A 24,800-nucleotide genomic window follows, 5' to 3' on the forward strand; every position below is an offset into this window, starting at 1 on the left:
CAGAGCCGCTGCGCGAGCTGGACCGCGCTGCGGTCCGCTGCGTTCCCTCCTTCTCCTGAATCCGCGTGAAGCAGTGCACATGCTCTTGTACCGACCGGTCTATACACGTATTGTCCCAAGCATTCCAGCGTCGGAAACCCGGGAGGCAGCGTGACCACGGGGTGTGTCCTCGTCACCGGCGGAGCCGGTGGCATCGGCCGGGAGGTCGTGCGGCAGCTCGCGGAGCGCGGGCTGCGCGTGGTGGTCGCGGACGTCGACGCCGAAGCCGCGCGCCGGGTGGCCGCCGGCTCCGGCGGTTGTCCGGTGGTGTTCGACGTGGGCGATCCGGCGGCCTGGGCCGCCGCGGTCGACGCCGTCGAAACGACGGGATTGCCGCTCGCGGCGGTGGTGCTCAACGCCGGCGTCGCCCTCGGTGAGGCCGACCTGCTCGACGTCGACCTCACCGCCTACCGCCGGGCCTGGTCCGTGAACGTCGACGGCGTCGTCTTCGGGCTCCGAGCGCTCGTTCCGCTGCTGGCGCCCGGGAGCCACGCCGTCGTCACCGCGTCGCTGGCGGGCCTGACCGCGGTGCCGTTCGACCCCGTCTACGCGATGACCAAGCACGCCGTGGTCGGCTTGGTCCGCGGCTACGCGCCGGTGCTGGCCGCGCGCGGCGTCGGGCTGCACGCCGTCTGCCCGGGCCTGGTCGACACGCCGATGCTCGGCGCCGCGCGGCCCGAACTCGACCGGCTCGGTTTCCCCCTGGTCGCGGTGCCCGACGTCGCCGGCGCGCTCGTCGCGTGCGCCGTCGGGGCCGACCCGGCCGAGGTTGTCGTCGTGCAGCCCGGCCGCGAGCCGCTGCCGTACCGCTTCGCCGGGGTGCCCGGCGGCCGCGCCGGCGCGATGCCCGCTCTGCCGTCCCACCTGCCGATCGGCACTCGCCGGTCGCGCTGAACCCTTCGGAGGAGACATGACATCACCGCGCGACGCCGTCATCGTCGACGTCCTGCGCACGCCGGTCGGCAAGGGCAAGCCGGGCGGCGCCCTCTCGCACGTCCACCCGGTGCACCTGCTGGCCGACGTCCTCGCCGCGCTCGCCCGGCGCAACGGCCTCGACCCCGCGCTCGTCGACGACGTCATCGGCGGCTGCGTCACCAAGGCCGGGGAGCAGGCGGTCAACCCCACGCGCAGTGCCGTGCTGGCCGCCGGGTTTCCGCTCACGGTCCCGGCGACCACGGTCGACCGCCAGTGCGGCTCGAGCCAGCAGGCGGTGCACTTCGCCGCGCACGCGATCCAGGCCGGCGCGGCCGACGTCGTCATCGCGTGCGGGGTCGAGTCGATGTCCCGGGTGCCGATGCACTCCGACACCCAGGGCGCCGACCACCTCGGGTCCCGGATCTCCGGCCGCTTCCCGGGCGGGCTCGTCGGCCAGGGGGTCTCGGCGGAACTGATCTGCGCGCGCTGGGGCCTGAGCCGCGAGGAACTGGACGAGTACTCCGCGGCCTCCCACGCGCGGGCCGTCGCGGCGCAGCCGGTCTTCACTCCGGACCTGATCACCGTGGCCGAAGCACCCGGCGTCGTCGCCGACGAGACGATCCGGCCGTCGACCACGGCCGCGGGGCTCGCCGGGCTGCGACCCTCCTTTGTGGATGAGACGGTGGCGAAGCGGTTCCCGGAGATCGACTGGAAGATCACGCCGGGCAACTCGTCGCCGCTGACCGACGGTGCGGCCGGCGTCCTGCTCATGAGCGCGGAGAAGGCCGAGCGGCTGGGGCTGGCCCCGCGCGCCCGCGTCCACACGACCGCCGTGGTCGGCGACGACCCGATCGTCATGCTCATGGGCGTCGTCCCGGCCACCCGCGCCGTGCTGGAGCGGGCCGGGTTCACCACCGACGACATCGACCTGTTCGAGGTCAACGAAGCCTTCGCGCCGGTGCCGCTGGCCTGGCAGCGCGACCTGAAGGTGGAGCACGAGCGGCTCAACGTTCACGGCGGTGCCATCGCCCTCGGTCACCCGCTCGGCGCCAGCGGCGCGCGGATCATGACGACGCTCGTGGGCGCACTTGAGCAGCGCGGCGCCCGGTTCGGGCTGCAGACGATGTGCGAGTGGGGCGGGATGGCCAACGCCACGATTGTCGAGCGGGTCTGAGATATGTCACAACTGTCCGTACAGACCGATCGGTACAATCATTCCATGGATGCAGATGAAGACCGGGTCGCCCTGGTCACGGGCGCTTCCCGCGGCATCGGCGCCGGCATCGCCCAGCAACTGCTCGACCGGGGCGTCCGCGTGGCCGGTACCTACCGGTCCGGCGGCGAGCTCGTCGAGAAGCTCGCGACGGAGCACCCCGGCCGCGTCCTGCCGGTGGCGTTCGACCTCGCGGCGCCGGAAACGGCCGAGGCGGTGGTCGAGCGGGTCACCGTGCAGTGGGGACGGCTCGACACGCTCGTGCTCAACGCGGCCGTGTGGCAGGGCGGAAAGCTTGCCCGGATCGATCCCGGCGACTGGTGGCGCGTGATCGAAGAGAACCTGCGCAGCACCGCGGCACTGGTCCGCGCCGCGATCCCGTGGCTGGGGCAAGGTGCCGGCGTGGTGATCATCGGCTCCGCGGTCGGCTCGGTGGGTTTCCCGGGTGACACCGCGTACGCCAGCGTGAAGGCGGCAGCCGTCGGGTTCGCCCGGTCGCTGGCGAAGGAGCTGGCTCCGCAAGGGGTCCGGGTCAACGTGCTCGCGCCCGGGTTCGTCGACACCGACATGACGTCGGCCATCCCGGAGGCCTCGCGCCGCAAGATCGCCGACGCCACGCTGCTCGGCCGATTCGGCACGGTCGACGAAATCGCCAGGGCCGCGGTGTTCCTGGCCGAGGACGCCACGTTCTGCACGGGCGCGGTACTCGCCGCCGACGGCGGCTGGACGCTGTGAACTCAAGGAGGAAGTCATGACCGCAGGCCTGCCCGCCGACGAGTACGAGAAGGTGCGCGACAGCGTCGTTGCGACCATCTGGAACGAGCTCGACCCGCTGGAGCACCAGATCGAGGACACCGAAAAGATCCCCTACGACGTCGTCCTGCCCGCGCTGCGCGCGTGCGGCGCGTTCGGGCTGATCGTGCCGCGGGAATACGGCGGCGCCGGGTTGTCGATCGCGCAGTACCTGCCGATCCTCGCGGAGTTCGCCAGGATCCAGGGCGGCATCCGCGCGATCGTGCACGTCCACAACTCCTTCGCGCACGCGCTGTCGGAGATCGGGAACGCCGAGCAGAAGCGCGAAATCCTGCCCGGCGCCGCGACCGGCGAGAAGTCGCTCGCGTTCGCGCTCACCGAGCCCGGCAACGGCACCGGCGCGGACCTGTCGACGACTGCGCGCCGCGAGGGCGACGAGTACGTCCTCAACGGTCGCAAGTGGCTGATCACCAACTCCGACATCGCATCGCACTTCCTGGTGTTCGCCAAGACGTCCGCGAAGGACGTCTCGGCGATCATCGTGCCGCGGGACACGCCGGGCTTCACGATCGCACCGCTGCCCGAGACGATGGGGTGCAAGGGTGCGGAGCACGGCGAGCTGACGTTCACCGACGTCCGCGTGCCCGCTTCGGCGCTCGTCGGCGCCGAAGGCGAGGGCGGCGCGCATCTGGAACGGGCGCTGGAGATCAGCCGGGTGTTCATCGCGGCGTCGTCGCTCGGCACGGCGTCACGCGCGCTCGAGCTTTCCCTGAAGTACTCGCAGGAACGGGTCACCTTCGGCAAGCCGATCGGGCAGCGGCAGGCGATCCAGCGCTACCTCGCCGAGATGGCGGCCGACGTCTACGCGCTGCGCGGCATGCTCGCCGACACCGCAGCCAAGTGGGACGCCGGAAAGCGCATTCCGGCGGAGTCGTCGCTGCTCAAGCAGTTCGGCCTGGAAGCCGTCGGCCGCGTCACCGACCGCGCGCTGCTGGTGCACGGCGGGATCGGCTACACGCGCAAGCACCCGATCGAGCGGCTCTACCGCGACGCGCGCCTCAACTGGCTGGAGGAGGGCACGCCGACCATCCAGTACATGGTGGCGGCCCGCGAGCTGCTGAACGGCTACACCTTCGACGACGCGTTCAGCGTCGCGTAGTCCGCTTCGGAGCGAACGGCCGGGTACCCGCGGGTGCCCGGCCGTTGTGGTGCTGCTCGCATCTCCTTGGCGGGGTTACGATCCGCGCTTATGTTTGACACAGATGTCAAACATGGAGGTGGACATGAACTCGGCCGAGATCGTCGAATCGTTCTGGCACGCGGTGTGGAACGGACGCAATCCGGAGGCCGTCGACGAGTTCGTCGTCGACGACTTCGTCATCACGAACGCCGGTGAGCGCATCGAAGGGCGCGAGAACTTCAAGGCCTGGGTCGCCGCCTTCCTGGAGCAGGTCCACGACCTCGAACTGGAGATCGTCGAAACCTTCCAGAACCAGGACGGCAGCCGGGTCGCGTCGCGGTGGAAGGTGCACGGCCGCAACAACGGCGTCCTCGGTACCGAGCCCGACGGGCAGCCCATTTCCTTCAGCGGCACGGCGGTCTGGGAAGTGCGGGAAGACGGCAAACTGCTGCACAACCACGTCGAGCGGGCCTCGTGGGAGCTGTTCCGGCGCTTGACCGCGGCCTGAGCGGTGCCGGCGCGGACGCTGACGTGGTCGGCGATCGCGGGTGCGCTCGCCGCGGTGGTCGGTGTCGCGTTCGGACAGACGCTGGCCGGTTTTTCCCTGCACGGCGAGCCGGTGCTCCTGTTCGCACCCGCGCTGGCCGGCTTGCTGTACGGGCCGCTCGCTGCCGCCGGCGGAATCCCGGTGGTGCGCCGAGCGTTCGCGCGTGACGCGCCGGTCGGCGCCCGCGCCGCGGGTCGCCACGCGGCAGCGGCCGGGCTGACCCTTGGCGCCGGCGGATCGGCCGGCGCCGAGGGCCCGATCATCCACCTCGCGGCGGCCCTCGGCTCGGCACTGGCCCGGCTCGCGTCGGTGCCCGCACGGCCGGTGGCCGCAGCGGCCGTCGCGGGCGGGATCAGCGGATCGTTCGAGGCGCCGCTGACGGGGGTCGTCCTGGTCCTGGAACTCTTGCTGGACGGGGTGGCGGGCCTCGAGTTCACGGCGGTGGTGGCGGGTTCGGCAGCGGGGGCGCTGACCGCGCAGGTGTTGCCGGGCGCGCCGGTGCGCTTGCCGGGCGTCACCGGAACGGCGGAGGGAACCGGGATCGTGCTGGCGGGCGTGCTGGCCGCCCTGGCGGGCGTGGTTCTAACCCGGAGCCTGGAAGTCGCGCGGCTGGTGGCCGCGGGGCGGTGGCCGGCCGGCGGGTGCCGGGCCGTGTCCCGCCGGGCTCGGCGCCTGTCGTCGGTGATCGGCCGGCGGATCCGGCGGCCGGGTGTGGGGCGGTGGTTATTGGTCGTGCGCGGGGGAGTGGCGGTTGTGCGGGGTCGGTGGTGCGTCGGCAGATTCGGCGGGTCGGCGGGCGCTTGGCGATCGGGTGTGAGTCGGCGGCGTCCAGTCGTGCACGCGGAACCGTCGGTCGCCCGCAACCGGTGGCTCGCCGAGCGTCACCCCGGCCTGCCGTGGTGGCGGCCCGCGGTCGGTGGCCTGGTCGCCGGACCGGTCGTGTTCGCGATCCCCGGTATCGGAGGCACCGGGCCCGACCTGTTCGCCGGTGTCACGTCCGGGGCCTCCGGGACGCTGCTGCTCCTCGCGGCCGGCAAGATCGTCACGACGAGCGTGACCTTCGCCGCCGGCGGGGTCGGGGGCACCATCGGCCCGACGCTGGTCGTCGGGGCCGCAGTCGGGGCCGCCGTTCCCGTGGCCGGCGGCGCCGTCGCGGGGATGGCCGCTTGCCTGGCCGCGGCCGGGCGGGCTCCGGTGACCGCCGTCGCGCTGGCCGTCGAGCTGGGCGGTCTCGACCTGCTGCCGGCGATCTTGCCGGCCGCCGTGCTCGGCCGGCTGGTGGGCGGCCTGTTCTTGCGGGACACCGCCCTCGGGACGGGAGCTAGGGTGGATCGCGGATAGGCGGAAGGGGTTCGATGGCGGGAGTACGGCAGTTCGACGAGCGGGTCGCGCTCGACCGTGCGCTGGACGTGTTCGAAGCGCGCGGGTTCCGGGCGACGTCGATGCTCGACCTGGCGGCCGGCACCGGTGTCCAGCGTGGTTCGCTCTACCACGCCTACGGCGGCAAGGAGGAGATCTTCCTGCGCGCCTTCCAGGAGTACACCGACCGGTTCCTGGCCGGCGCGGCCGAGGTGCTCGACCGCCCGGGCAAGCGGGCCGCGCTGCTGGCCTTCTTCGACTACTGCATCGACACGTTCGCGGCCGGCTCCCCGGCCCGCGGCTGCTTGTCCACCCGGACTGCCGTCGAGGCGGCAACCGAGTCCCCGCGCACCGAAGCGGCCGTCCGGGCGATGCTCGACGAGCTGGAAACCGTGGTTCACGACGCCCTCGCCGCGATCGACGACGGCGTGACCCCTGCGGTGGATCTGCGCGCTGCGGCGCGGCTGGTGGTCACCACGACCCGGGGGATCGCGGTGATGGAGCGGGTCGGGCATGGTCCCGCGGAGCTGCGGGAGATCGCGGCCAGCCTGGTGACCTCGCTGATGGCTCCCTGATCAGGCGGCGGCCGGCACCGCCCCGGTCATCCTTGCCCGGTCTTCTTCGAACCGGCGCGTCGGCGTGGGGCCAGCAGCAGGGCGGTGAACGTGATCGCGCACGCGAGCACGATGTACAGCGAAATCGCCCATGACCCGCCGAAGCCCGCGAAAAGCGCCGCCGCCAGGAAGGGCGCCGGGCCGCTCGTGATCAGCCCGCCCACCTGGTAGGCGACCGACACGCCGGTGTAGCGGTGGTCGGCGTCGAAGAGCTCGGTCAGGAAGCCGGCCATCGCGCTGTACGTGGTCGCGTGCCCCAAGGTGGCCAGCAGGAACATGGCGACCAGCACCGCCGCCGAAGTCCCCGTGTCGATGAGCCAGAAGAACGGGAACGCGACGACGGCTGAGTAGATCGCCCCGCCGAGCAGGACTTTCCGCCGTCCGACGCGGTCGGCGACCACCGCCACCAGCGGAACCGCGGCGATGTCGACCAGCGACGCGATGATCAGGCACGTCAGCACCGTGCCGCGGGAGACACCCGCCTCGCCCGGCCCGTAGGAGAGCACGAAGACGCTCGCGACGTAGAACGGGATGTTCGTCCCGGCCTGCGCGAAGATCCCGACCAGGACGGCGCGCAGCGAGCGCCGCAGGGTCTCCTTCAAAGGGAACGCGGAAAGCCCTTCACTCCGCGAAACCTGCTCGAACTCCGGAGATTCCTCGAGCCGGCTGCGAACGTAGAGGCCGACGACGATCAGCACCGCGCTCGCCAGGAACGGCAGCCGCCACCCCCAGCTCAGCAGCTGGTCCTTGGGCAGCTGCTGGACCGCGAGGAACGCCGACGCCGAGAGCACCAGGCCGGCGGGCACCCCGGCCTGCGGCCAGCTGCCGTAGAAGGCGCGCCGGTGCGGTGGCGCGTGCTCGACCGCCATCAGCACGGCACCGCCCCATTCGCCGCCGACCGCGAACCCCTGCACCAGCCGAACGAGCACCAGCAGGATCGGCGCGGCGACACCGATGGCCGAGTAGGTGGGCAAGAGGCCGATGGCGACCGTCCCGCCGCCCATGAGGAGCAGGGACAGCATCAGCATCCGCTTGCGGCCCAGGCGATCGCCGAAGTGCCCGAACACGATGCCGCCCAGCGGTCGTGCGACGAACGCGACCCCGAAGGTCGCGAACGCAGCGAGCGTCCCGGCCAGAGGGCTCAGGGTGGGGAAGAACCGGGAGTTGAATACCAGGGTCGCGGCCGAGCCGAAGAGGAAGAAGTCGTACCACTCGATCGCGGTACCGACGAAGCTTGCGAATGCCACGCGGGCGGGAGCGACCCGCGTGGCTCGGTGTTGCTCGACAACCACAACTGCCTCCAACGGCATCGGGTGAGAGCCCGGCCGGAGCATCCGCTCGCCGGGCTGAGGTGGAGGCCGCCCGTCCCGGACGGGAACCGGGACGAGCGGCGGACGGGCCAAGCCGCGGTGGGGAACGTGACCTGGGCCGACGCCGAGAACTATAAGCGTATTGACCGATCGGTACAAGCGGCTCAAGATGAGGTGGAACACCCATAATAAGTCAGACCGATCGTTCCGAGGAGCGTTCGGTGGTGGCGAAAGGAGATCCGATGACCTTGCCCGACGTCCACCTCGAAAGTTCCCTGCACCCGGCCGAACTCGGCTGGCCGATCGTCGTTACCCCGGGCCGGGTGGGGCTCTCGACGGTCAGCGGTTTCTGCGGGGTCGAGGTGGCGGCATCCCTCGCCGGCCGCGTGCTGGAGCGGCTCCGCGCCGCGGAATCGGAAGGCCCGGTCGTCGGCGTGCCCGGCCCGCCGCCGCACCGCATCTTCATCGCCGAAGGCGACATCGTCGCCGACCCGGCCGAGTTCGCCCGCCACGGGGCGAGGCTGTTACCGGCGCCGCACCGCATCACGCTGCCGCCGAGCGGCTTGCCGTACGGTCCGGCGGTCTGGCTCGTCCCGCCCCGGCCGGCGCCGCGGTGGCTGCCCAGCTTGTCGACGCTCTTGTGGGCAGTGAAGGCGGCCGCGCCGAAAGGAGCCGAGCTGCCTCGGTGCCAGCTCGGATGTTCGTTCTGAGTACCGCTATTGACCTCGCGGTGGCGGGCGCGAAGGACCTCACGCTGTGTCTGGATGGCCAGCAGGGCGAGCAGCGCTCGGTGGTCGCGATTGCCGAGGTCGGCAGGTCCGCCGGTTTCGGGCAGCCACAGCTGGACGCCGTGTCGGATGCACCAGGTGTAGAGGGTGGCGAACCGGTTGGCGGTGAAGGCGCGTTCGTACTCGCCGACCACGATCGCATCGACGGCGGGCTCCGAGGCGGCGATCGAGGTCAGCAGTTGCGCGGGGCCGGGAGAGCCGGCTGGCCGTATAACGCCCTATGCATCGATGCGTGAGGCTTCAGATCCGGAACTCAGGGTCACGGCGTTGCTCGGAGGCCGCGATCCGGTGGGACCCGTCGGATCTTGTCCAGCGAGGAGGGCGCGCGGGCCCCGTTGCTCCGGAGCGGGCAGGATGTGGTGCGGGAGTCGTGCTTGTCGGAGGCGCGTTCCCTTTCCCGGCCCGAGGATTGGACGCAATGGGACGCTCGTCGGTGTTCACTTTCCAGTACATCGCCATCGACACGGAGGCTGGTGTCACGCCGGAGGAGTTCGAGACCTTCGTGCGTGGTGAAGGCGTTCACCTGCCCTTGTACCCGGGGTGGCGGTGGACTCTGCTGCGCGGGTTGCGCGGAGAGCGGACCGGGCAGTACCTGATGTTGTACGAGATCGAGAGCGCCGAGCAGCGCGACCGCTACGTCACGGCCCGGGGTGAGCAGACCGAGCTGGCCCGGCTGTTCTGGGCGCGGCACCCCGAGGCGGAGGCGGTGCTGGCGCGGTGGCGGCGGCTGGGCACGTTCGCTGAGCTGCCGACGTTGTTCACCGACTACCGGCTGCTGGCCGACAATCCGCGGAGCACGGTCACGCCCGGCCCCCGCTACCGCGACCGCCCGGGGGAGGAGCCCGTCGCCCGGGTCGTCGGGATCCACAACCTGGCGTTGCGCGCCGGTGTGACCGAGGAGGTGTTCGACCGCTTCATCGCCGAGAACCACCACCGGATCGACGACTACCCGGACTGGCGGTTCCACGTGCTCAAGGGCGAGCGGGGCAACCGCCTCGACCAGTACGTGATGATGATGGAGATCGCGAGCCTGGACGCGCTGGACGTCTTCTACCCCGAGCCCGACATCGCCACCGGCGAGGCCGCGGAGTTCGCGGCGGCTCACCGCGACACCAAGCAGATGTACGAGGAGTGGAAGCAGCTGGCGTCGTTCTCGGGCTCGCCGCAGATCTACACGGACTACCTTGCTGTCGCGGAGAACCCGGCGTAGCCCCGCAGGACCGGGACGGGCCCGGGATCAGGTGGTGGTGAGGTGGTGGGTGCGGAGCCAGTCGAGCGTGGCGGTAATGATTTCGGCGCGGGTGGTTTCGTTGAGGATCTCGTGGCGGGCGTCCGGGTAGGTGAGGTCGGTCAGTCCGCCCGTTTTACCGGTGCAGCGTCCATCTTCGAGTCAGCGATATTCGACGGCCGCACAAGGATGCCACCAGGTGCTGGCGAACGTGTGCACGAGGGCATCGATCTGCGCCAACGCCGACCCCAACTTGGTAAGAAGAATAGCGGAGGCGGCGAGCGACTCATTACGCTGCCGATTCGCCGGGATCGCGTAATCCCGGGAAATGGGAGTGGTTCCCATACCAGCCATGGTTGCCTCAACGGCACGTACTTGGGCCTCGATCGCCGCGGCGATCGACCAGTAGCCCTGGGACCCTTCCGCCTTGACCCACCGCCGCGTCGTCGTCATCCTCCTCCGGCCGTCCGGAGAGTTCGGCACGCCGTTGAGCTCGTACTCGAGTCACTCCTGCGCCTCGTGGTTCTTGGCCAGTCGAGCGAGGCGCATCGCCTTCATGACGTATTTGCCGGTCGGGGCGCGAGACAGCTCAATGTCCGCCAACAGCTCATCTGCGAGCTGCAGCGCTTCCTCTTGAAGATTCGTGCTGGCCGTTCTCCTTTCCGAGGCTTGGCCCCGGTGGAGAATACGCGAGCAAGTTGCCCGACGAAGCTGATGGTCTGCACGCGCTGTACGCAGGCTTCGACGGCAGCTTCCAGGACGGTTGGCGGCGCCAGGTGCGGTGTTGCGGACTCTCGTTCGAGTCGAGGTGCAGGTCGTGAGCCATCCGAAGGCTCGAGGAACCCGACCCACGTCCGGCTGGTCCTGCTGTCCGCGCCGCGCGCGGGGGAGGAGGGCATCCGTTGCGCGCCGCCGAGCGGGCGGTGCGGGATTCCGGTGCCGGCTGGACCATTCTGCGGCCGCAGTGGTTCGCGCAGAACTTCAGCGAGGGCCCGTGGGCGGCGGGGATCCGCGAGGGCCTCCTGGCGCTGCCGGCCGGAGACGGGCGGGTGCCCTTCATCGACGCGGAAGACATCGCCGACGTCGCCGCGGCGGCACTGACCGGCGACCGGCACGCCGGCCGGGTCTATGAGCTGACCGGTCCGCGCGCGGTCGGGTTCGGTGAGGCGGCCGAGCTGATCGCCCGGGCGGCCGGGCGGGAGATCGAGTACGTCGACGTCGCGCCCGAGGTGTTCGTCGAGCGGCAGATTTCTTTCGGTGTTCCGTTGCCGGTGGCGCGGTTGCTCACCGGTTTGCTCACGCTAGGCAGCTCCGAACCTGCTGCCGGCCAGGTCTGTCGCTGCTGTCCGGCCCGCTCTTGTCACGCGACGGAGAAACTCCCCGATCAGCTCTAACTCGGCCTCGCTGTAGCCCTCGCAGAGCTCATCCATGGCGGTGTTCATCCCCGAATACACCCGGAACAGCTCTGCGTTGCGGCCGCGGACCGCGCGCACCGCGACCGCCCGGCGGTCGGAGGACTCGGGGTTGCGCTCTCGGACCCCCCAGCCGCCCTTCTCGAGCCGGTCGAGGATTCCGGTCATCGTGGCCGGGTGCAGGCCGGCTCGGCGGGCGAGGGCGCTCGGGCTCAACGGGCCGTGGCGGGCGATCAGCTCCAGGCAGTCGAGATCGACGTCCTTGAGCGACAGGCGCGCGCTGACCTGGTGGTTCAACAGCGACAGCTGATTGCGCAGCTCACGCAGCGACCCCTTCAGCGCCACGGTCGTCCGGCGGCGGAGGGAGGCATAGACGCCACTCGTTATGAGTTTCATATGATATCCTTCTCGTATGATCTGAAACTCAGACATCAGAGTAGCCCGGAACGGGCCCGCCGCCCGGGGGAAAGGGCCTGCCATGATCGTGCTCACCGGGGCCACCGGACTCATCGGACGTCTCCTGGCCGCCGAACTCGCCGAAAGCGGCGACGGCCACGAGGTTCGCGCCATCACGCGGTCGCCGCGCCATGCGGGGCTGCCCGCCGGCGTCGAGGTCGTCGAGGGCGACCCGCAACGACCGGGAACCCTCGCCGACGCGCTGCGCGGCGCGGACGCGCTGTTCCTCCACTCACGCGCCGTCGGCGATGCCGCCCACGACGTCGTCGCCCTGGCCAGGGACCTCGGCGTCCGCCGGGTCGTGGCGCTCGCCGCGGCCAATGTGGACGACCGGCTCGACGCGCAGCCGTCGCGCTTCCGCGGCGACCGCAACAAAGAGGCCGACGACGCGGCCGCGACCAGCGGTCTGGACTGGGTCAGCCTCCGGCCCAGCTCGTTCGCGCTCAACGCACTGACCGCCTGGGGCGGGCAAATCCGCGCCGGCGACGACGTCCGCTACGTGTACGCCGGCTTCGAGGAGTCGCCGCTGGACGAACGCGACCTGGCCGCGGTGCTGGCGAAAGCCCTCACCGACGACGACCTGCTCGGCCGGCGGATCGACCTCACCGGCCCGGAATCGCTGTCCCACGAGGACATGGTCCGCCAGATCGGCGTCGCGCTCGGCCGTCCGCTGCGGTTCCACGAAGTCCCCGCCGAGCCCGCGGCGCGCGGCATGGTGGCCAACGGGCTGCCGGAGCCGTTCGTCACCGCGATGATGGCCCGCTACGCCGCGCACCACACACGTCCCCAGTTCCCGCCGACGCCGGAACTCGAGAAGATCCTGGGCCGCCCGCCGCGCACCTTCGCCGACTGGGCCGCCGACCACGTCGCCGACTTCGAAGCAGCCGGGTGACACCGACGACGATCCGTCGCGGACATTCCCGCGAAAGGCTTTGCCACCACCGAGTCGCACCAACCAGGAGGCCGTTGTGCGCGTGTCCGAGGACCGCGAAAAGGTCCGCTTCGTCAGCGGTGACGCCGAATGCGTCGCCTGGCATTACCCGGGAACCAACGGCGCCTGCGTGATCATGACAGCGGGCGGCGGGGGTGACCAAGGAACCGGGCACCGACCCGTTCGCCGCGCGGTTCCACGAGGCCGGGTTCACCGTCCTCGCCCTCGACTACCGGCACTTCGGGGAGAGCGGCGGCCGGCTGCGCCAGATCATCCGCGTCAAGGAGCAACTGGCCGACTGGCAGGCAGCGATCGACTTCGCCCCCACCTTGCCGAACGTCGACCCGGCGAAGCTGGCGATCTGGGGCTTCTCCCTCTCCGGCGGCCACGCCTTCCGCCTCGCGGCGCGCAATCCCCGGCTGGCGGCGGCGATCGCGCAAACGCCGCTGGCCGACGGCCGGGTGGCCGCGCTCAAGACGATGCGCCATCGGAAACCCCTCCCGATGCTGCGGCTCCTCGGCCGAGGTCTCCGCGACGCCGTGGGCGGCCTGCTCGGCAGGCAGCCCCTGCTCGTGCCGCTCGCCGGGGAACGCGACACGGTGGCGTTCCTGACCACGCCGGACGGCCTCGACGGCGACCGGGCGCTCAACCCGGGCAACCGATACCCGGAATGGCAGCAGGCGATCGCCGCCCGGACCCCGCCGTGGTTCGGCTTCTACCGGCCCGGCCGCGACGCTCCCCGCGTGCGGTGCCCGCTGCTGGTCCTCGTCTGCGACCAGGATCAGACGGCGTTCGCCGAACCGGGTGTCCGCGCGGCGCGGCGGGCGCCGCGCGGTGAGCTCGTCCGGATGCCCGGCGGGCACTACGAGCCGTTCCTGGACGGCCATGCGCAGGCCGCCGAGGCCGAGCTGTCCTTCCTGCGCCGTCATCTGCTCGATCCCCCGCGAGCGGTTCAGACCCAGTCAAGAGCGCCAGGCAAACGAGAAGGCACATGATGTCGAAGGTCCGGAAAATGGCGATCGGCGTGGCCGCCGCCACCACCCTGATGGCCGCCGCAGCTCCGGCTGCCCAGGCGGCCCCCGCGCAACCGGCGACGGTGATCCACGGATGCAATGCCGGCTACTACGCAACGGTCTACTACAACAGCGGTTGCAACGGCAGCTTCGCGTCGCAGACGTTCGGCGCCTACGCCTCGGCCAACTTCGACGCGACCATGAAGAACGAAAACGCGAGCTTCAAGTGCCGGCTCCTGTGACGCTGGCTCGTCAGACCTCAGCCACTCCTCGCCCCAGAAGCGGATCCCGTCTGGTTGACGGCAGCCGGTTCCCCGGTGATCATGCTTCAGCCCCTTCGTACCACGGAACTACCGGGCGGTTACGCGACGGGGATCGAAGACACGCGCCATCGTCCGGGCAGCCTGCCGGCGGCTCAGGAGCCGGCTCGCGGCCACGCCGAGGCGGTTCGCGCGGCCGTCGATGACGACGGGGCCCGGGTCGCGGCTCTCCAGGTGGTTCAGTGCGGTGGTCACGACGTTGTCGGGTCCGCGTAGTTTTCCGGCGGTCAGCACGGCCGCGTCCGGGCCCATGCTCGACGTGAATTCGGTGGCGGTGGCGCCGGGGCAGACGGCGAACACGGTGACGCCGGTGCCGCGCAGCTCGGTCCACAGTGATTCCGTGAAGCTGAGGGAAAACGCTTTCGTGGCGCCGTAGACCGCCATCCGGGGTGCGGGCAGGTAGGCGGACACGCTGGCGAGGTTGATGACGAAGCCGTGGCGGGCGTTCACCATGCGGGGGAGGAAGGCGGCGGTCAGCCGCATCGGCGCCAGGGCGCCCACGGCGATCTCGGCGGAGAGGCGGCCGGGTTCTGATTCGAGGAACGGGGCGAACGAGCCGGACGCGGCGTTGTTGATCAGGCCGGTGACGTGGAGGCCCCGCCCGGTGACCGCTTGGTGCAGTTCATCGGCGGCGTCGGGTCGGGCGAGGTCCGTCGGGATCACGTCGATGCGGGCGTCGGTGGCGCGGCGGAGTTCCTCCGCCAGCGAGGCCAGCCGGTCGGCGCGGCGGGCGGCGAGCACGAGGTTCGCGCCGCGGGCGGCCAGTGTCCTGGCGAACGCGGCTCCGATGCCGGAGCTCGCTCCCGTGAGCAGGACGGTTTGGGTGCGGTAGTCGATGGTCATGCCACCAGCGAACCGGTGGGCGGCGCGCGCGTCCAAGACCTGTTTCGCACCTGGTCATGCACGAGCGGTATCGCGGAGGAGCAGCTTCTGCGCGGAACGGACGAAGTCCGTCACGAGCGGGTTGGTTTCCCCGGCACGGCCGGCCACGACGACCTGGCTCGGCTCGGCCCCGTCGACGGGCACGGCGACCACGTCGGGACGCAGGGTGAAGCGCCGGTCATCGGCGGGAACGACCGCGATGGCAGTGCCCTCGGCGATGGCCTCGAGCTTGTCGTCGTAGGTGTCGGCGAGGGTGGGGCCCAGCGTGGCCGGATCGCCGCCGTCGCGGGGTTCGAGCCGCCAGAAGCCGACCCAGTCTTCGCCCATGCCGGTGCAGCCGACGAGCGGTTCGGACCGGACGTCGGAAACGTCGATGGACTCTTTGCCCGCGAAGCGGTGGGCGGTGGACACCAGCGCGACCAGGGGCTCGGTGTAGAGCGTCGTGACGGCGAGGTCGTCCGCTGGGATCGGCAGCGGTGCGCGGATGACCAGTGCGTCGACCTGCCGGTCCAGCAGCGCGCCCGCCTCGCGCGAGCTGAGGTGGCGCGTGCGGACGTGGGCGCCGGGATGGCGGTTTTGCAGGTCGCGGACGGCGGGTGTGATGAGGAGGTCGTCGGCGTACCCGACGGTGATGGTGTGGGCCGGCGCCGCGGCGCGCGCGGTGAGCACGGCTTGCTCGGCGCTGTGCACCAGTTGCCGCGCTCGAGGCAGGAACGCCGCGCCGGCGGCGGTGAGGCGGCTGCCCTGGCTGGTGCGTTCCAAGAGGCGTACCCCCACTGCGCTTTCCAGCCGCTGGATCTGGCGGCTCAGGGACGGCTGGGCGACCCGCAGCTGCTTGGCCGCGCGGGCGAAGTTCAGGTGTTCTGCCACCACCAGGAAGTATCGGACCAGCCGCAGATCCAGATCGGACACCATGCTCGCAGGCTACTCCGTCATGCAGTTCCGGTATGGCGACGTGCGAATGAGGTCTTGGACGGACAGCCGGGTTCGGTGGTGTCTTGGAGATATGACCATTGCTTTCGTCAACGGCGTTCCCGTGACTCCCGCGGTGTGGACGCCCCTGATCACCGAATTGCCCGAGGCCCGGCGGCGGGAGACGGTCCTGCTCGCGCCGCCGGGCTTCGGCGCACCCCTCCCGGCGGATTTCGCGGCCACAGTGGACGACTACCGGGACTGGCTCATCGATGAGCTTTCGCGGTTCGACGCGCCGGTCGACCTCGTCGGCCACAGCTTGGCGGGCGGGTACGTGCTGGAGGTGGCGATGAGCCGTCCCGACCTGATCCGCAGCTGGGTCAGCGACACCGTCGCCGGGTACGAGCCGGACTACACCTGGCACGACCTCGCGAAGCTGTGGCAGACACCCGTCGCGGGGGAACGCCACCTCGAGGAACTCTTCTCGGGGGATGCCGGTGACCGGGCGGCGCGCATGGTCGGCTGGGGCATCCCGGAGCCGACCGCCGGTGAGGTCGCGCTCCACCAGGGCGCGGAGATGGGCAGAGCGATTCTCGCGCTGTACCGGTCCGTGCCCCAGCGGGTGCTGATCGAGCGAGGCCGCGATTTGCCCGCGGCGGCAGCGAGGCCCGGGTTGGTCCCCATCGCCTTGCGGGACGACACTGTGGGCAGCCCCGCCATCCGCCGCCGGGCCGCCGAACGGGCCGCCGCCCGCACCGCCGACCTCGACGGGCTCGGCCACTGGTGGATGCTCGACGACCCAGCGCGGGCGGCGGCCATGCTGGTCGACTTCTGGGACAGCTACTGACGCGGCGTGGAGTCTGCTCGGACGGCCCAGCGGCACCGGGGAACGATCAATTCCCATTGTCATGGCACCGGTGCCGTCTCAGTGCCGAGATTTTGGGCCGTGCCATCGATTTCGGGATCCTGCACCGACAGCGGGCTGGTCGGCGGAAGTCACGCGAATGAGCGGCCCATCCACCAGTTTCCCGGTGCGTCGGGGTCGTCGGCCAGCGAGCCGTCCGGTACGTGCGGGCCGAACGAACAGGCGCGTTTCGGACACCGCTGGTCGCGACGTCCGGCTTCCCGGACCGGCTCACGACGTGATCCGGACGTTCCGTCCGGTTGCGGAACACCGCCGGGCACACCGCGGCGACCGCGGAGCGCGAAGGGGCTGCGCACTGGCCCGCGCCGCGATGCTGCCCGCCGGCGTGGGCCACAATCGCGCCGGTTCCGCCGAGCTGCTGGGCGATGACGATGCCGCGTGGCGCCGTCGAAGCCGGTGCGCTGGTCCATCCGGGTGATGTCACGGCCGGCAACTCAACCGGTCACTCCCAGCCGGCGTGGTCAGCGGGCTTGGCCAGACGCCGCCGTTGATGGGAGATTCATGCGCGCGAAACGGGTATTGACCGGGCTCGCGGCCTTCGTCGCCGTGCTCACCGGAACCTCCCTCGCAGCTCCGACAGCCTCCGCGGCGGATCTCTACGGCTGCCCTGATTTCAATTTGTGCTTCTACTTCAACAGCAACTTCGAAGGCGCCCTCGCCAACTACGCCTATTCGGACGGCAACCTCGACAACGAAGTGTTCCGCTGGGGTGGCACGAACGGCCGCGGCGTCCAGGTGAAGAACAACGCCGCCTCGGTCATCAACAACGCGGGCTGGACCGCGACGGTCTACTACAACAGCGGCTGCAACGGCAGCGTCGCGTCGCAGTCGTTCGGTATGTACGGCGGACACAACTTCACCGCGACGATGAAGAACAACAACGCGAGCTTCAAATGGCCTTCGGTAGGCGGGCTCTTCAGCGACTGCGGCAACCGCGACCAGGACTAGCCCGGAAGCGCCGGGGTCCGCCCGTGGGCACGTCCGACCGATGGCGGCGCCGCGCCGGTGCCTTTGCGGCAGCCGTGGCGGCGGCCGCTCTCGCCGGCTGCTCGGCGGCGCCCGCCGCTATGTCCGGCTCCGATCTAGACGGGGCGCTCGCGAAGGTGCCTGCCGACGTCTCGACGGTGCACGGCCTCGACCTCCCCCTCGACCGGTCGCTGCTGACGCCGGTCGAGGAGCTGGAGGTCATCAAAGCGCGTACCACCCTGATCGAGCGGTGCCTCACGGCCCATGGGATCGGCTTCGTCCTCGAATCGGTCGATCCCGTGCGGGACGCCACCAAGCTGCGACGGCACGGTCTCGTCGACGCCGGTGAGGCCGCGACCTACGGCTACCGCGACCCCGCGGTGTTCGCCGCCCGCTCCGGGGCGCCCGCTCGGCAGCCGCCGCCGGAGGTGGTCGCGGTGATCACCGGCACGCGCACCGGCAAGGTCGGCGGCCGCGACGTGCCGCCCGGGGGCTGTGCGGGCGAGGCGGACCGGACGATCGCGTCCGACGCGAGGCCCGGTCAGGAGCCGGTGAGCTTCGGGTTGAGCAACCGCGGCTACGAGATCACCCGGACCACGCCGCCGGTGGCCGCGGCCGCCACGAAGTGGTCGCACTGCATGGCCGAGGCGGGTTTCCGCTACGACGGTCCGGACGCCGCCATGAACGACCCCGCTTTCGGCTCGGGCCGTGCGTCCGCACACGAGATCGCCGTCGCCACCCAGGACGTGCGGTGCAAGGAACGGACCGGGTGGGTCCCCACATGGGTCGCGGTCGAGCGCGCGGTGGAGGACGTGCTCATCCCGCAGTACGCCGGCGACCTGGCCCGCGAGCGGCGGCACAAGGAGCAGCAGCTCGCGGTGGCACGGGGGATCAACGGCTGATGAGCGTCAAGGCCGGCTCCGGCCGAGGTGCACCACCAGCCGGTGAGGTCGATGGTGGGCAACAGGACTGTGCACGGCGAGCGCACTAGCTGCCGGCGTCAGAGAGGTGACCGTGGAGCGCGATCACCTCATTGATCGCCAGACGGTCGGCGACGCTCAAATGCATCCCCAACCCCGTTCACCCGGGGCCACTTTGGCGAGGCTACGCCACCGTCGGCGGTATCCCTTTCCCGCTCAGTGGTGCTCGGTGCGGTAGAACTCCTCTGCGGTAACGGTTTCCGGGACGCCGAGTTCGGCGGCGATCGCGGCGATCCCGGCCGTCGCGATGACAGGGTCGGCCTGGCCGTCGGTGGTGAAGTACGGTGCGATGAACCGGTCGTAGTGGGCGCGGGCTCGTTGCTGTCTGGCTGTCAAGGCGCGATCATGCCCGGCGACGAGAGATAGCGGTCATGCTCGTCCGCACCGCCTACTCCGCGCCTGACCAGCGACCGGCGTCCGGCTCGAAGAGGGCGGCGATGCCCATGTCCGATAGCTGGGCGTGGGTCTTCATCTCGTTCCGGCCGGGGCGTTCTCGTCCGGCTGGAGATCTGCTGGGTGAAGCGAAAGAAGCACAGCATGCTCGATGTTCGCACCGCACCATCGGGATCGAGCGGGCCCTCCGAATCCGCAAACTTCCGATCTGCGTCCGTAAGAAGGCGAGTCGAAGAACGTCACACGGCGAAGCCCCGGCTTGGCCGGGGCTTCACCGCACGGGTGGTCGTCACCCGCCTCCAGGCGAGGACACCTGCGCCGACGTGCTCGGCGACGCCACGGCTTCGGGCCGGTAGCCCAATCGGCCACGGGTCGCGATCAGCACTGCCGCCGCCGCGATGGCCGACGAGACCAGGAACACCAGTGCGACGTCGTCGGCTTCCGCGTTGGGGAACACGTCCGCCCACGCGACCGAGATGGTGTTGTTCACGCCCGTGTGGACCAGCATCGCGATCGGGAGGCTTTGGCCGCTGCGGTTGAACACCCACGTCATCAGGATGCTGAACAACGTGGTCGTCGCGACGAACACCACGATCGTCCAGACCGTCACGTCCGGCCAGCGGCCCCACTCCGAGAAGAACAGCGGCAGGTGCCACAGGCCCCACAGCGGACCCAGGATCAGCGTTCCCCGCAGGGGACCGAACTTCGGCTGCAGGTGCGGGAGCGCGAAGTCGCGCCAGCCGGGCTCTTCCGCGAGGCCGGTGGTGACCATCTGCAACACCAGCCCGGGCACCAGGGCCACGAACACCGCCGCGCCCGGTACGTGGGCTTCACCGCCGTTCAGGACCATGCCGGTCAGGATCAGCGCCGCCGGGACGCCGAAGATCGAGCCCACGTACCAGCGCCAGTTCACCTTCCACTTGAGCAGCCGGCCGGCCCAGCGACGCAGGCCCGGGCGGCCCTCGGCGGCCGCCGTGACGAGGAAAGCCGCCAGGATCGGACCCAGGTAGGCGCCCGGCAGCACACCGAACAGCTGCGTCGTGCCCATGATCTCCGGGAACGCGATCTCCGGTTCGACGCCGAGGCCGTTGCGGCCCAGGATGTACGGTGTCCATGCGATCCAGCTCAACCCCATCGCGAGGGTGAAGAAACTGATGAGCGGGTATCGGGCGATCAGGCCGCGTAGTCCGGTTTTTTCAGGTTCAGCCATTGTTTTCCCTTTCTCGAGCGCGCACATGCATTCGCCGACGCACATGGCCGTGACTGCGGCCGGGCGGAGGACGAACGGGGTTGAAACGGCGATGGCGCCCAGCCGACGGCGGCGGCGGGAAGCCCGCCTCGCCACTCTCCGAAGTAAGTGATCCGCTCGGCGATGCGTTCCGGCGTTGCAGGACTGGAACACGAACCCGGTCCGCTCGCACCGCAACGCGGTCAGCTCGGCCTCGCGGTGTCCGGTCAACTCGACGTCGCCGAGCATGATGCGCCCCGACGTCGGCCGGTCCACTCCGAGTCCATCCGCACCGCGTATTCGAGTTCGTTCGCCACTGCTGCCATCGCCGTCTTCCTTCACCTGTCCGCGTTGATCCGACGCTAGGAGCAGAAAAGGCGCGGCACACGCCCCCGCACACCCGAACCGGGGGTGTAGCCAGCTACACCCCCGCGGGGGGTTCAGTAGAGTCGCAGCACTACCCAGGCAGGGGGCGGCGATGAGGACGGCGATCAAGCGCAGCACCGCTGCCACCGCGGTGCTCGCGTCGGGCCTGCAAACGGCGCTGCCCGCGCTGGCCGGCGTGATCGTCCTGCCGTTGCTGGTGCTGCTGCTGCCGTTCGGGCCGGCGGTGCTGAAGCCGGTGCGCGTCCTGGCCGGGCTGGAGCGTGAACGGGCCGGACGCCACCTCGGGTACCCGCTGCCGGAAGCCGCCTACGCCGAGCGCGGTGGCCGGCTGCGCGCGGTGCGGGACCCGGCGACCTGGCGCGCTCTGGTGTGGATGGTCGTGCACGGGTTCGCGGGCACGTTCCTCGGCCTCCTGGGCATCATGCTGTGGCCCGCGATCGCCGAGAGTGCCACGATCCCGCTGTACTGGTGGCTGTTCCCGCCGGAAAGCTTCGCCGGGATGTTCGTCATCATCCGGACGTGGCCGGAGGCCCTCACCCTGGCGCCGCTGCAGGCAGTGGTCTACACCGCCGCAGTGGTGTGGCTGGTGCCGCTGATCGCGCGCGGCCAGCTGCGGCTCGCGCGGTCGCTGCTCGGGCCGAACGAGGCGGAGCTGCTGGCCCAGCAGGTCGAGCGGCTCACCGAAACCCGGGCCGAGGCGCTGGAATCGCACGGTGCCGAGCTGCGCCGTATCGAGCGCGACCTGCACGACGGCATCCAAGCGCAGCTGGTCGCGGTCTCGGTGCGGCTCGGGCTCGCCGCGCGCGCCTTGGCGGGCGAGCCGGGCAGCCCCGCGGCCGAGCTGGTGAAGGACGCCCGGACGGGCATCGAAGACACCCTGGGCAACCTGCGCAGCCTCATCCGCGGCATCTACCCGCCGATCCTCGCCGACCGCGGGCTCACCGGCGCCGTGCACGCGCTGGCGGGCGGCCAGCGCATTCCGGTGACCGTGCGGGTGCCCGACGACCTGCCGCGCCCGCCGGCGGCGATCGAGGCGGCGGCCTACTTCGTCATCGCCGAGTCGCTGACCAACGTCACCAAGCACAGCACGGCATCGCACGCCGAAGTCGTCCTCGACGGCGACGGGCAAAGCCTGCGTGTCACGGTGCAAGACGACGGCCAGGGCGGCGCCGACGTCCGGGGCGGCAGCGGGCTGTCCGGCATCCGGCGCCGGGTGGCGGCGCTCGACGGCACCGCGCGGATCGACAGCCCGGCGAACGCGGGAACGACGATCGAGGTACTGCTGCCATGCGGATAGTGCTCGCCGAGGACAACGCCCTCCTGCGGGAGGGGATCTCGCTGCTGGTCAAGAGCGCGGGGCACGAGATCGTCGGCATCGCGGCCAGCGGCCCGGAGATCCTGCCGACAGTGCTCGAACACCGGCCGGACATCGCGGTGCTCGACGTCCGGCTGCCGCCGACCTTCCGCGACGAGGGCCTGCGCGCGGCGATCGAGGCCCGCGACCACCTGCCCGGGCTGCCGGTGCTGGTGCTGTCCCAGTACGTCGAGCAGGCCTACGCGAAAGAGCTGCTGGAGACGGGCGCGGCCGGCACCGGCTACCTGCTGAAGGACCGCGTCGGCCGGGTCGAGGAGTTCCTGGACGCACTCGAACGCGTCGCGGCCGGCGGCACCGCGCTCGACCCGGAAGTGGTGTCGCAGCTGATGAACAAGCGCGACCCGCTGCAGAGCCTCACCGCGCGGGAACAGCAGGTGCTGCACCTGATGGCCCAAGGACTGGACAACCTGACGATCGCCGGCGAGCTGGTGGTCACCGAGCGCGCGGTGACCAAGCACATCGGCAACATCTTCCGCAAACTCGGCCTGCCCGCGAGCGACAGCGGACACCGCCGGGTGCTGGCGGTGCTGGCGTACGTCAATGCCTGAGGCCGGAGCGCCACAGACGCCGCAAGAGCAAGTCGGCTTGGAACCCGGCCTGCCACTCGCGACCCGTACCACTGAGTGAGGGACCGGGCCGGTTCTCGAGTACCGCCAGTGGTTCAAGGGCGCGGACGTCGACGGGGTGATCACCCGTGAGGACGTCCGGTTGGTGGGCGAGCGCTCCATCGCGGTCCCGGGGTCGGGAGATGCATAAGGGATTTATATAAGTCTGCTATGCTTCACGGGTGAGTCGCCGAGACGCCGCGCAGGGCGCTGCCGATGCCATCGGGTCAGCCCTCTACGGTCTGGCCACCAGGGCCGTGAGACGCCTTCCCCGCGACATGAGCCTGACGTCCGCCGCCACCTTGGCCACCCTGGACAAGACCGGCCCGCGACGGATCACCGAGCTGGCGGCGGCCGAGGGCGTCACCCAGCCCGCGATGACTGTCCTGGTCCGGGTGATGGAGGAAGCCGGGCTGGTCGAGCGGACGGGCGATCCGTCCGACAAGCGGGTCACGCTGGTGTGCCTGACGGAGGCCGGCGCGTCGTACGTCCGGACGCGACGCCAGGCGGGCGTCGACGCGTACGCGCGGTTGATCGACGAACTCCCCGGTGACGAGGTCGAGGCGTTGGCAGCCGCCCTTCCGGCGCTGCGGCATCTGGCGGAGCTCGAAAGCCACGCCCGAGAGGGGGCGGACCGGTGACCGCGGCCCGGGCTCATGACCAGCTGATCCGTTCCGAGGCCCGCCTGCTGGTCCCCGCCCTGATGTTCATCGCGCTGGTCGTGGCGGCGGTCGCCAGCCTCGGAACGCCGCTCATCACCAGCGTGGCGACCACGTTCCCCGTCTCCCTCGACAGCGCGCAGTGGACGCTGACCATCGCCCTGCTCAGCGGTGCCGTCGCCACACCGGTCCTCGGCCGGCTCGGAGCCGGTCCGCGCCGGCGGGCCACGATCCTCGTCACGCTGGCGATCGTCGTCGTCGGCAGCGCGCTCACCGTGCTGCCGCTGCCGTTCGCGTGGCTGCTCGTGGGCAGAGCGGCCCAAGGCGTCGGACTCGGTCTCACGGCGCTGATGATGGGCGTGGCCCGCGACCATCTTCCCGAGGCGCGCAGCGCGGCCACGATCGCCCTGATTTCGGTGGTCTCCATCATCGGAGCCGGCGTCGGCTACCCGCTGGCCGCGCTGCTCGCCGAGCTCGGCGGACTGCGGGCCGCCTACGGCCTGGGCCTGCTCGTCACCGCCGTCGCCTTCGTGACCGCGTGGCGCTCCGTGCCCGCAGCTCCCGAAGGCCGCTCCGCTCGAGTGAACGTGACCGGTGCGCTCGTCCTGGCGGGTGGACTGTTCCTCGTCCTCTTCCTGGCCGGCGAGAGGAGCCTGTGGAGCCGGCACCTCGCCGTGGCGGTGGCCCTTGCCGTCGCCGCCGTACTCCTGCTCTGCGTCTGGACCGTTTCCGAACTGCGAACCAAGACGCCCCTGGTCGACGTCCGGGCGGTCCGGCACCCGGCGGTCGCCGGGGCGAACGTCGCCATGTTCGTCGGCGGGAGCGGCATGTACCTCCTGCTCACGCTCATCACCCGCTACGCGCAGACGCCGCACAGCGCCGGCTACGGTTTCGGGCTGACCACCTTCGTGGCGGGGCTGGTTCTCATCCCGTTCTCCGTGCTGGGGTTCGTCGCCGGCAAGCTCACGCCGCGGGTCCGGGAACGGATCGACGGCCCGCTGCTCCTGGCCGGCAGCGCGGCCATCGTCGGCGGCGGGTTCGTCCTGTTCGCCACCGCCCGGTCCACCCTGGCCGAGCTGCTCGTGGCCATGGGCGTGCTGGGTTTCGGCGTCGGCAGCTTCGCGGCCGCCATGCCCGGCGTCATCCTGGCCGTCACCCCCAAGAGCGAGACGTCGAGCGCCATGAGTTTCAACTACGTCGTCCGCAGCGTCGGGTACTCCCTGGGCAGCGCGATCGGCGGCCTGATCCTCGCCGCGGGCACCGGCCACCTCTTCCCCGACGAGGGCGCCTACACCACCGCGGCGCTGGTCGGCATCGGCGCCATGGCGATCACGACGCTGACGAGCCTCGCTCTCGCCCGCCGACGCTCGTCCGGGACCAACCCGTAAGTTCAGACTCGTCCCCACACTG

At 70.9% G+C, this 24,800-nt stretch carries 28 protein-coding genes; 21 read left to right on the plus strand and 7 right to left on the minus strand.

All coding sequences use genetic code 11. From position 1 onward, the window contains the following. The first annotated feature begins 150 nt into the window (after positions 1 to 150). The 7 genes from AB0M83_RS09385 to AB0M83_RS09415 all read left to right on the plus strand — a co-directional run bounded on the left by AB0M83_RS09385 (position 151) and on the right by AB0M83_RS09415 (position 6,581). Positions 151 to 933 (plus strand): SDR family oxidoreductase, encoded by a 783-nt coding sequence (locus AB0M83_RS09385; protein ID WP_364514831.1) that lies wholly within the window; start codon positions 151 to 153, stop codon positions 931 to 933. Between the two features lie 16 nt (positions 934 to 949). Beyond that, a complete protein-coding gene (locus AB0M83_RS09390; protein WP_364514834.1) occupies positions 950 to 2,128 on the plus strand; it encodes a thiolase family protein in 1,179 nt (392 codons plus the stop codon). A gap of 45 nt (positions 2,129 to 2,173) precedes the next feature. Next, positions 2,174 to 2,902 carry an SDR family oxidoreductase gene (locus AB0M83_RS09395; protein WP_364514837.1) on the plus strand — a complete coding sequence of 243 codons (729 nt, stop codon included), beginning with the start codon at positions 2,174 to 2,176 and terminating at the stop codon, positions 2,900 to 2,902. Positions 2,903 to 2,918: 16 nt separating this feature from the next. Then, a complete protein-coding gene (locus AB0M83_RS09400) occupies positions 2,919 to 4,079 on the plus strand; it encodes an acyl-CoA dehydrogenase family protein (RefSeq protein ID WP_364514839.1) in 1,161 nt (386 codons plus the stop codon). Between the two features lie 103 nt (positions 4,080 to 4,182). Next, positions 4,183 to 4,608, plus strand: a complete 426-nt coding sequence (locus tag AB0M83_RS09405) for a nuclear transport factor 2 family protein (RefSeq protein WP_364514842.1) — start codon at positions 4,183 to 4,185, stop codon at positions 4,606 to 4,608. A gap of 3 nt (positions 4,609 to 4,611) precedes the next feature. Then, positions 4,612 to 5,988, plus strand: coding sequence for a chloride channel protein (locus tag AB0M83_RS09410; RefSeq protein ID WP_364514845.1), 1,377 nt, complete (start codon positions 4,612 to 4,614; stop codon positions 5,986 to 5,988). A 14-nt stretch (positions 5,989 to 6,002) separates the two neighbouring features. After that, a complete protein-coding gene (locus tag AB0M83_RS09415) occupies positions 6,003 to 6,581 on the plus strand; it encodes a helix-turn-helix domain-containing protein (RefSeq protein ID WP_364514847.1) in 579 nt (192 codons plus the stop codon). Positions 6,582 to 6,607: 26 nt separating this feature from the next. Here AB0M83_RS09415 and AB0M83_RS09420 read toward each other — a convergent pair whose 3' ends face one another. Then, a complete protein-coding gene (locus tag AB0M83_RS09420) occupies positions 6,608 to 7,867 on the minus strand; it encodes an MFS transporter (protein WP_364514850.1) in 1,260 nt (419 codons plus the stop codon). A gap of 305 nt (positions 7,868 to 8,172) precedes the next feature. Between AB0M83_RS09420 and AB0M83_RS09425 the strand changes: the two genes are divergently transcribed. From AB0M83_RS09425 to AB0M83_RS09435, 3 genes are all read left to right on the plus strand, one after another. Beyond that, positions 8,173 to 8,640 (plus strand): hypothetical protein, encoded by a 468-nt coding sequence (locus tag AB0M83_RS09425; RefSeq protein WP_364514853.1) that lies wholly within the window; start codon positions 8,173 to 8,175, stop codon positions 8,638 to 8,640. Then, positions 8,628 to 8,954, plus strand: coding sequence for a hypothetical protein (locus tag AB0M83_RS09430; RefSeq protein ID WP_364514855.1), 327 nt, complete (start codon positions 8,628 to 8,630; stop codon positions 8,952 to 8,954). Before AB0M83_RS09425 ends, AB0M83_RS09430 begins: the two co-directional genes overlap by 13 nt. 182 nt (positions 8,955 to 9,136) lie before the next feature. After that, the gene (locus tag AB0M83_RS09435; protein WP_364514858.1) at positions 9,137 to 9,928 is read left to right on the plus strand and encodes a hypothetical protein; all 792 of its coding nucleotides are present in this window, start codon (positions 9,137 to 9,139) and stop codon (positions 9,926 to 9,928) included. Between the two features lie 180 nt (positions 9,929 to 10,108). On the opposite strand, the gene AB0M83_RS09440 is transcribed toward AB0M83_RS09435, so the two are convergent. Beyond that, entirely contained in the window at positions 10,109 to 10,399 is a 291-nt protein-coding gene (locus tag AB0M83_RS09440; RefSeq protein ID WP_364514860.1) for a hypothetical protein, read from the minus strand. Between the two features lie 449 nt (positions 10,400 to 10,848). Here AB0M83_RS09440 and AB0M83_RS09445 point away from each other — a divergent pair, with 449 nt between their 5' ends. Then, positions 10,849 to 11,340: a hypothetical protein gene (locus tag AB0M83_RS09445; protein WP_364514863.1), complete on the plus strand. Its 492-nt coding sequence runs from the start codon at positions 10,849 to 10,851 to the stop codon at positions 11,338 to 11,340. On the opposite strand, the gene AB0M83_RS09450 is transcribed toward AB0M83_RS09445, so the two are convergent. After that, positions 11,248 to 11,754 (minus strand): MarR family transcriptional regulator, encoded by a 507-nt coding sequence (locus AB0M83_RS09450; RefSeq protein ID WP_364514865.1) that lies wholly within the window; start codon positions 11,752 to 11,754, stop codon positions 11,248 to 11,250. The two genes, AB0M83_RS09445 and AB0M83_RS09450, sit on opposite strands and share 93 nt — an antisense overlap. Before the next feature lie 82 nt (positions 11,755 to 11,836). Between AB0M83_RS09450 and AB0M83_RS09455 the strand changes: the two genes are divergently transcribed. The 3 genes from AB0M83_RS09455 (at position 11,837) to AB0M83_RS09465 (ending at position 14,000) form a co-directional block, all read left to right on the plus strand. Continuing rightward, positions 11,837 to 12,706, plus strand: a complete 870-nt coding sequence (locus AB0M83_RS09455; protein WP_364514868.1) for an NAD(P)H-binding protein — start codon at positions 11,837 to 11,839, stop codon at positions 12,704 to 12,706. Between the two features lie 194 nt (positions 12,707 to 12,900). Beyond that, the gene (locus AB0M83_RS09460; RefSeq protein WP_364514870.1) at positions 12,901 to 13,740 is read left to right on the plus strand and encodes an alpha/beta fold hydrolase; all 840 of its coding nucleotides are present in this window, start codon (positions 12,901 to 12,903) and stop codon (positions 13,738 to 13,740) included. After that, positions 13,737 to 14,000: a hypothetical protein gene (locus AB0M83_RS09465; RefSeq protein ID WP_364514872.1), complete on the plus strand. Its 264-nt coding sequence runs from the start codon at positions 13,737 to 13,739 to the stop codon at positions 13,998 to 14,000. Before AB0M83_RS09460 ends, AB0M83_RS09465 begins: the two co-directional genes overlap by 4 nt. A gap of 108 nt (positions 14,001 to 14,108) precedes the next feature. Here AB0M83_RS09465 and AB0M83_RS09470 read toward each other — a convergent pair whose 3' ends face one another. After that, a complete protein-coding gene (locus AB0M83_RS09470) occupies positions 14,109 to 14,921 on the minus strand; it encodes an SDR family oxidoreductase (protein WP_364514875.1) in 813 nt (270 codons plus the stop codon). A gap of 54 nt (positions 14,922 to 14,975) precedes the next feature. Then, entirely contained in the window at positions 14,976 to 15,875 is a 900-nt protein-coding gene (locus AB0M83_RS09475; RefSeq protein ID WP_364514878.1) for a LysR family transcriptional regulator, read from the minus strand. 91 nt (positions 15,876 to 15,966) lie between these two features. Here AB0M83_RS09475 and AB0M83_RS09480 point away from each other — a divergent pair, with 91 nt between their 5' ends. The 3 genes from AB0M83_RS09480 (at position 15,967) to AB0M83_RS09490 (ending at position 18,665) form a co-directional block, all read left to right on the plus strand. After that, complete coding sequence (locus tag AB0M83_RS09480) at positions 15,967 to 16,719, plus strand: alpha/beta hydrolase (RefSeq protein WP_364514880.1); 753 nt, start codon at positions 15,967 to 15,969, stop codon at positions 16,717 to 16,719. 579 nt (positions 16,720 to 17,298) lie between these two features. Beyond that, positions 17,299 to 17,745 (plus strand): peptidase inhibitor family I36 protein, encoded by a 447-nt coding sequence (locus AB0M83_RS09485; RefSeq protein ID WP_364514883.1) that lies wholly within the window; start codon positions 17,299 to 17,301, stop codon positions 17,743 to 17,745. Positions 17,746 to 17,900: 155 nt separating this feature from the next. After that, positions 17,901 to 18,665, plus strand: coding sequence for a hypothetical protein (locus tag AB0M83_RS09490; protein ID WP_364514886.1), 765 nt, complete (start codon positions 17,901 to 17,903; stop codon positions 18,663 to 18,665). Between the two features lie 234 nt (positions 18,666 to 18,899). Here AB0M83_RS09490 and AB0M83_RS09495 read toward each other — a convergent pair whose 3' ends face one another. Both AB0M83_RS09495 and AB0M83_RS09500 read right to left on the minus strand, forming a co-directional pair. Then, the gene (locus tag AB0M83_RS09495; RefSeq protein WP_364514888.1) at positions 18,900 to 19,079 is read right to left on the minus strand and encodes a hypothetical protein; all 180 of its coding nucleotides are present in this window, start codon (positions 19,077 to 19,079) and stop codon (positions 18,900 to 18,902) included. A gap of 346 nt (positions 19,080 to 19,425) precedes the next feature. Then, positions 19,426 to 20,346, minus strand: coding sequence for a CPBP family intramembrane glutamic endopeptidase (locus tag AB0M83_RS09500; protein WP_364514891.1), 921 nt, complete (start codon positions 20,344 to 20,346; stop codon positions 19,426 to 19,428). A 496-nt stretch (positions 20,347 to 20,842) separates the two neighbouring features. Here AB0M83_RS09500 and AB0M83_RS09505 point away from each other — a divergent pair, with 496 nt between their 5' ends. From AB0M83_RS09505 to AB0M83_RS09520, 4 genes are all read left to right on the plus strand, one after another. Beyond that, on the plus strand, positions 20,843 to 22,048 hold the full coding sequence (locus tag AB0M83_RS09505) for a sensor histidine kinase (protein ID WP_364514893.1): 1,206 nt from the start codon (positions 20,843 to 20,845) through the stop codon (positions 22,046 to 22,048). Continuing rightward, complete coding sequence (locus AB0M83_RS09510) at positions 22,039 to 22,674, plus strand: response regulator transcription factor (RefSeq protein WP_364514896.1); 636 nt, start codon at positions 22,039 to 22,041, stop codon at positions 22,672 to 22,674. The genes AB0M83_RS09505 and AB0M83_RS09510 overlap by 10 nt, the downstream gene beginning before the upstream one ends. Before the next feature lie 335 nt (positions 22,675 to 23,009). Further along, a complete protein-coding gene (locus AB0M83_RS09515) occupies positions 23,010 to 23,372 on the plus strand; it encodes a MarR family transcriptional regulator (RefSeq protein WP_364514899.1) in 363 nt (120 codons plus the stop codon). Then, entirely contained in the window at positions 23,369 to 24,778 is a 1,410-nt protein-coding gene (locus AB0M83_RS09520; RefSeq protein WP_364514902.1) for an MFS transporter, read from the plus strand. The genes AB0M83_RS09515 and AB0M83_RS09520 overlap by 4 nt, the downstream gene beginning before the upstream one ends. Positions 24,779 to 24,800 lie beyond the last annotated feature (22 nt).

Origin of the sequence: Amycolatopsis sp. NPDC051106 (assembly GCF_040682775.1) — a bacterium.
GTDB lineage: Bacteria > Actinomycetota > Actinomycetes > Mycobacteriales > Pseudonocardiaceae > Amycolatopsis.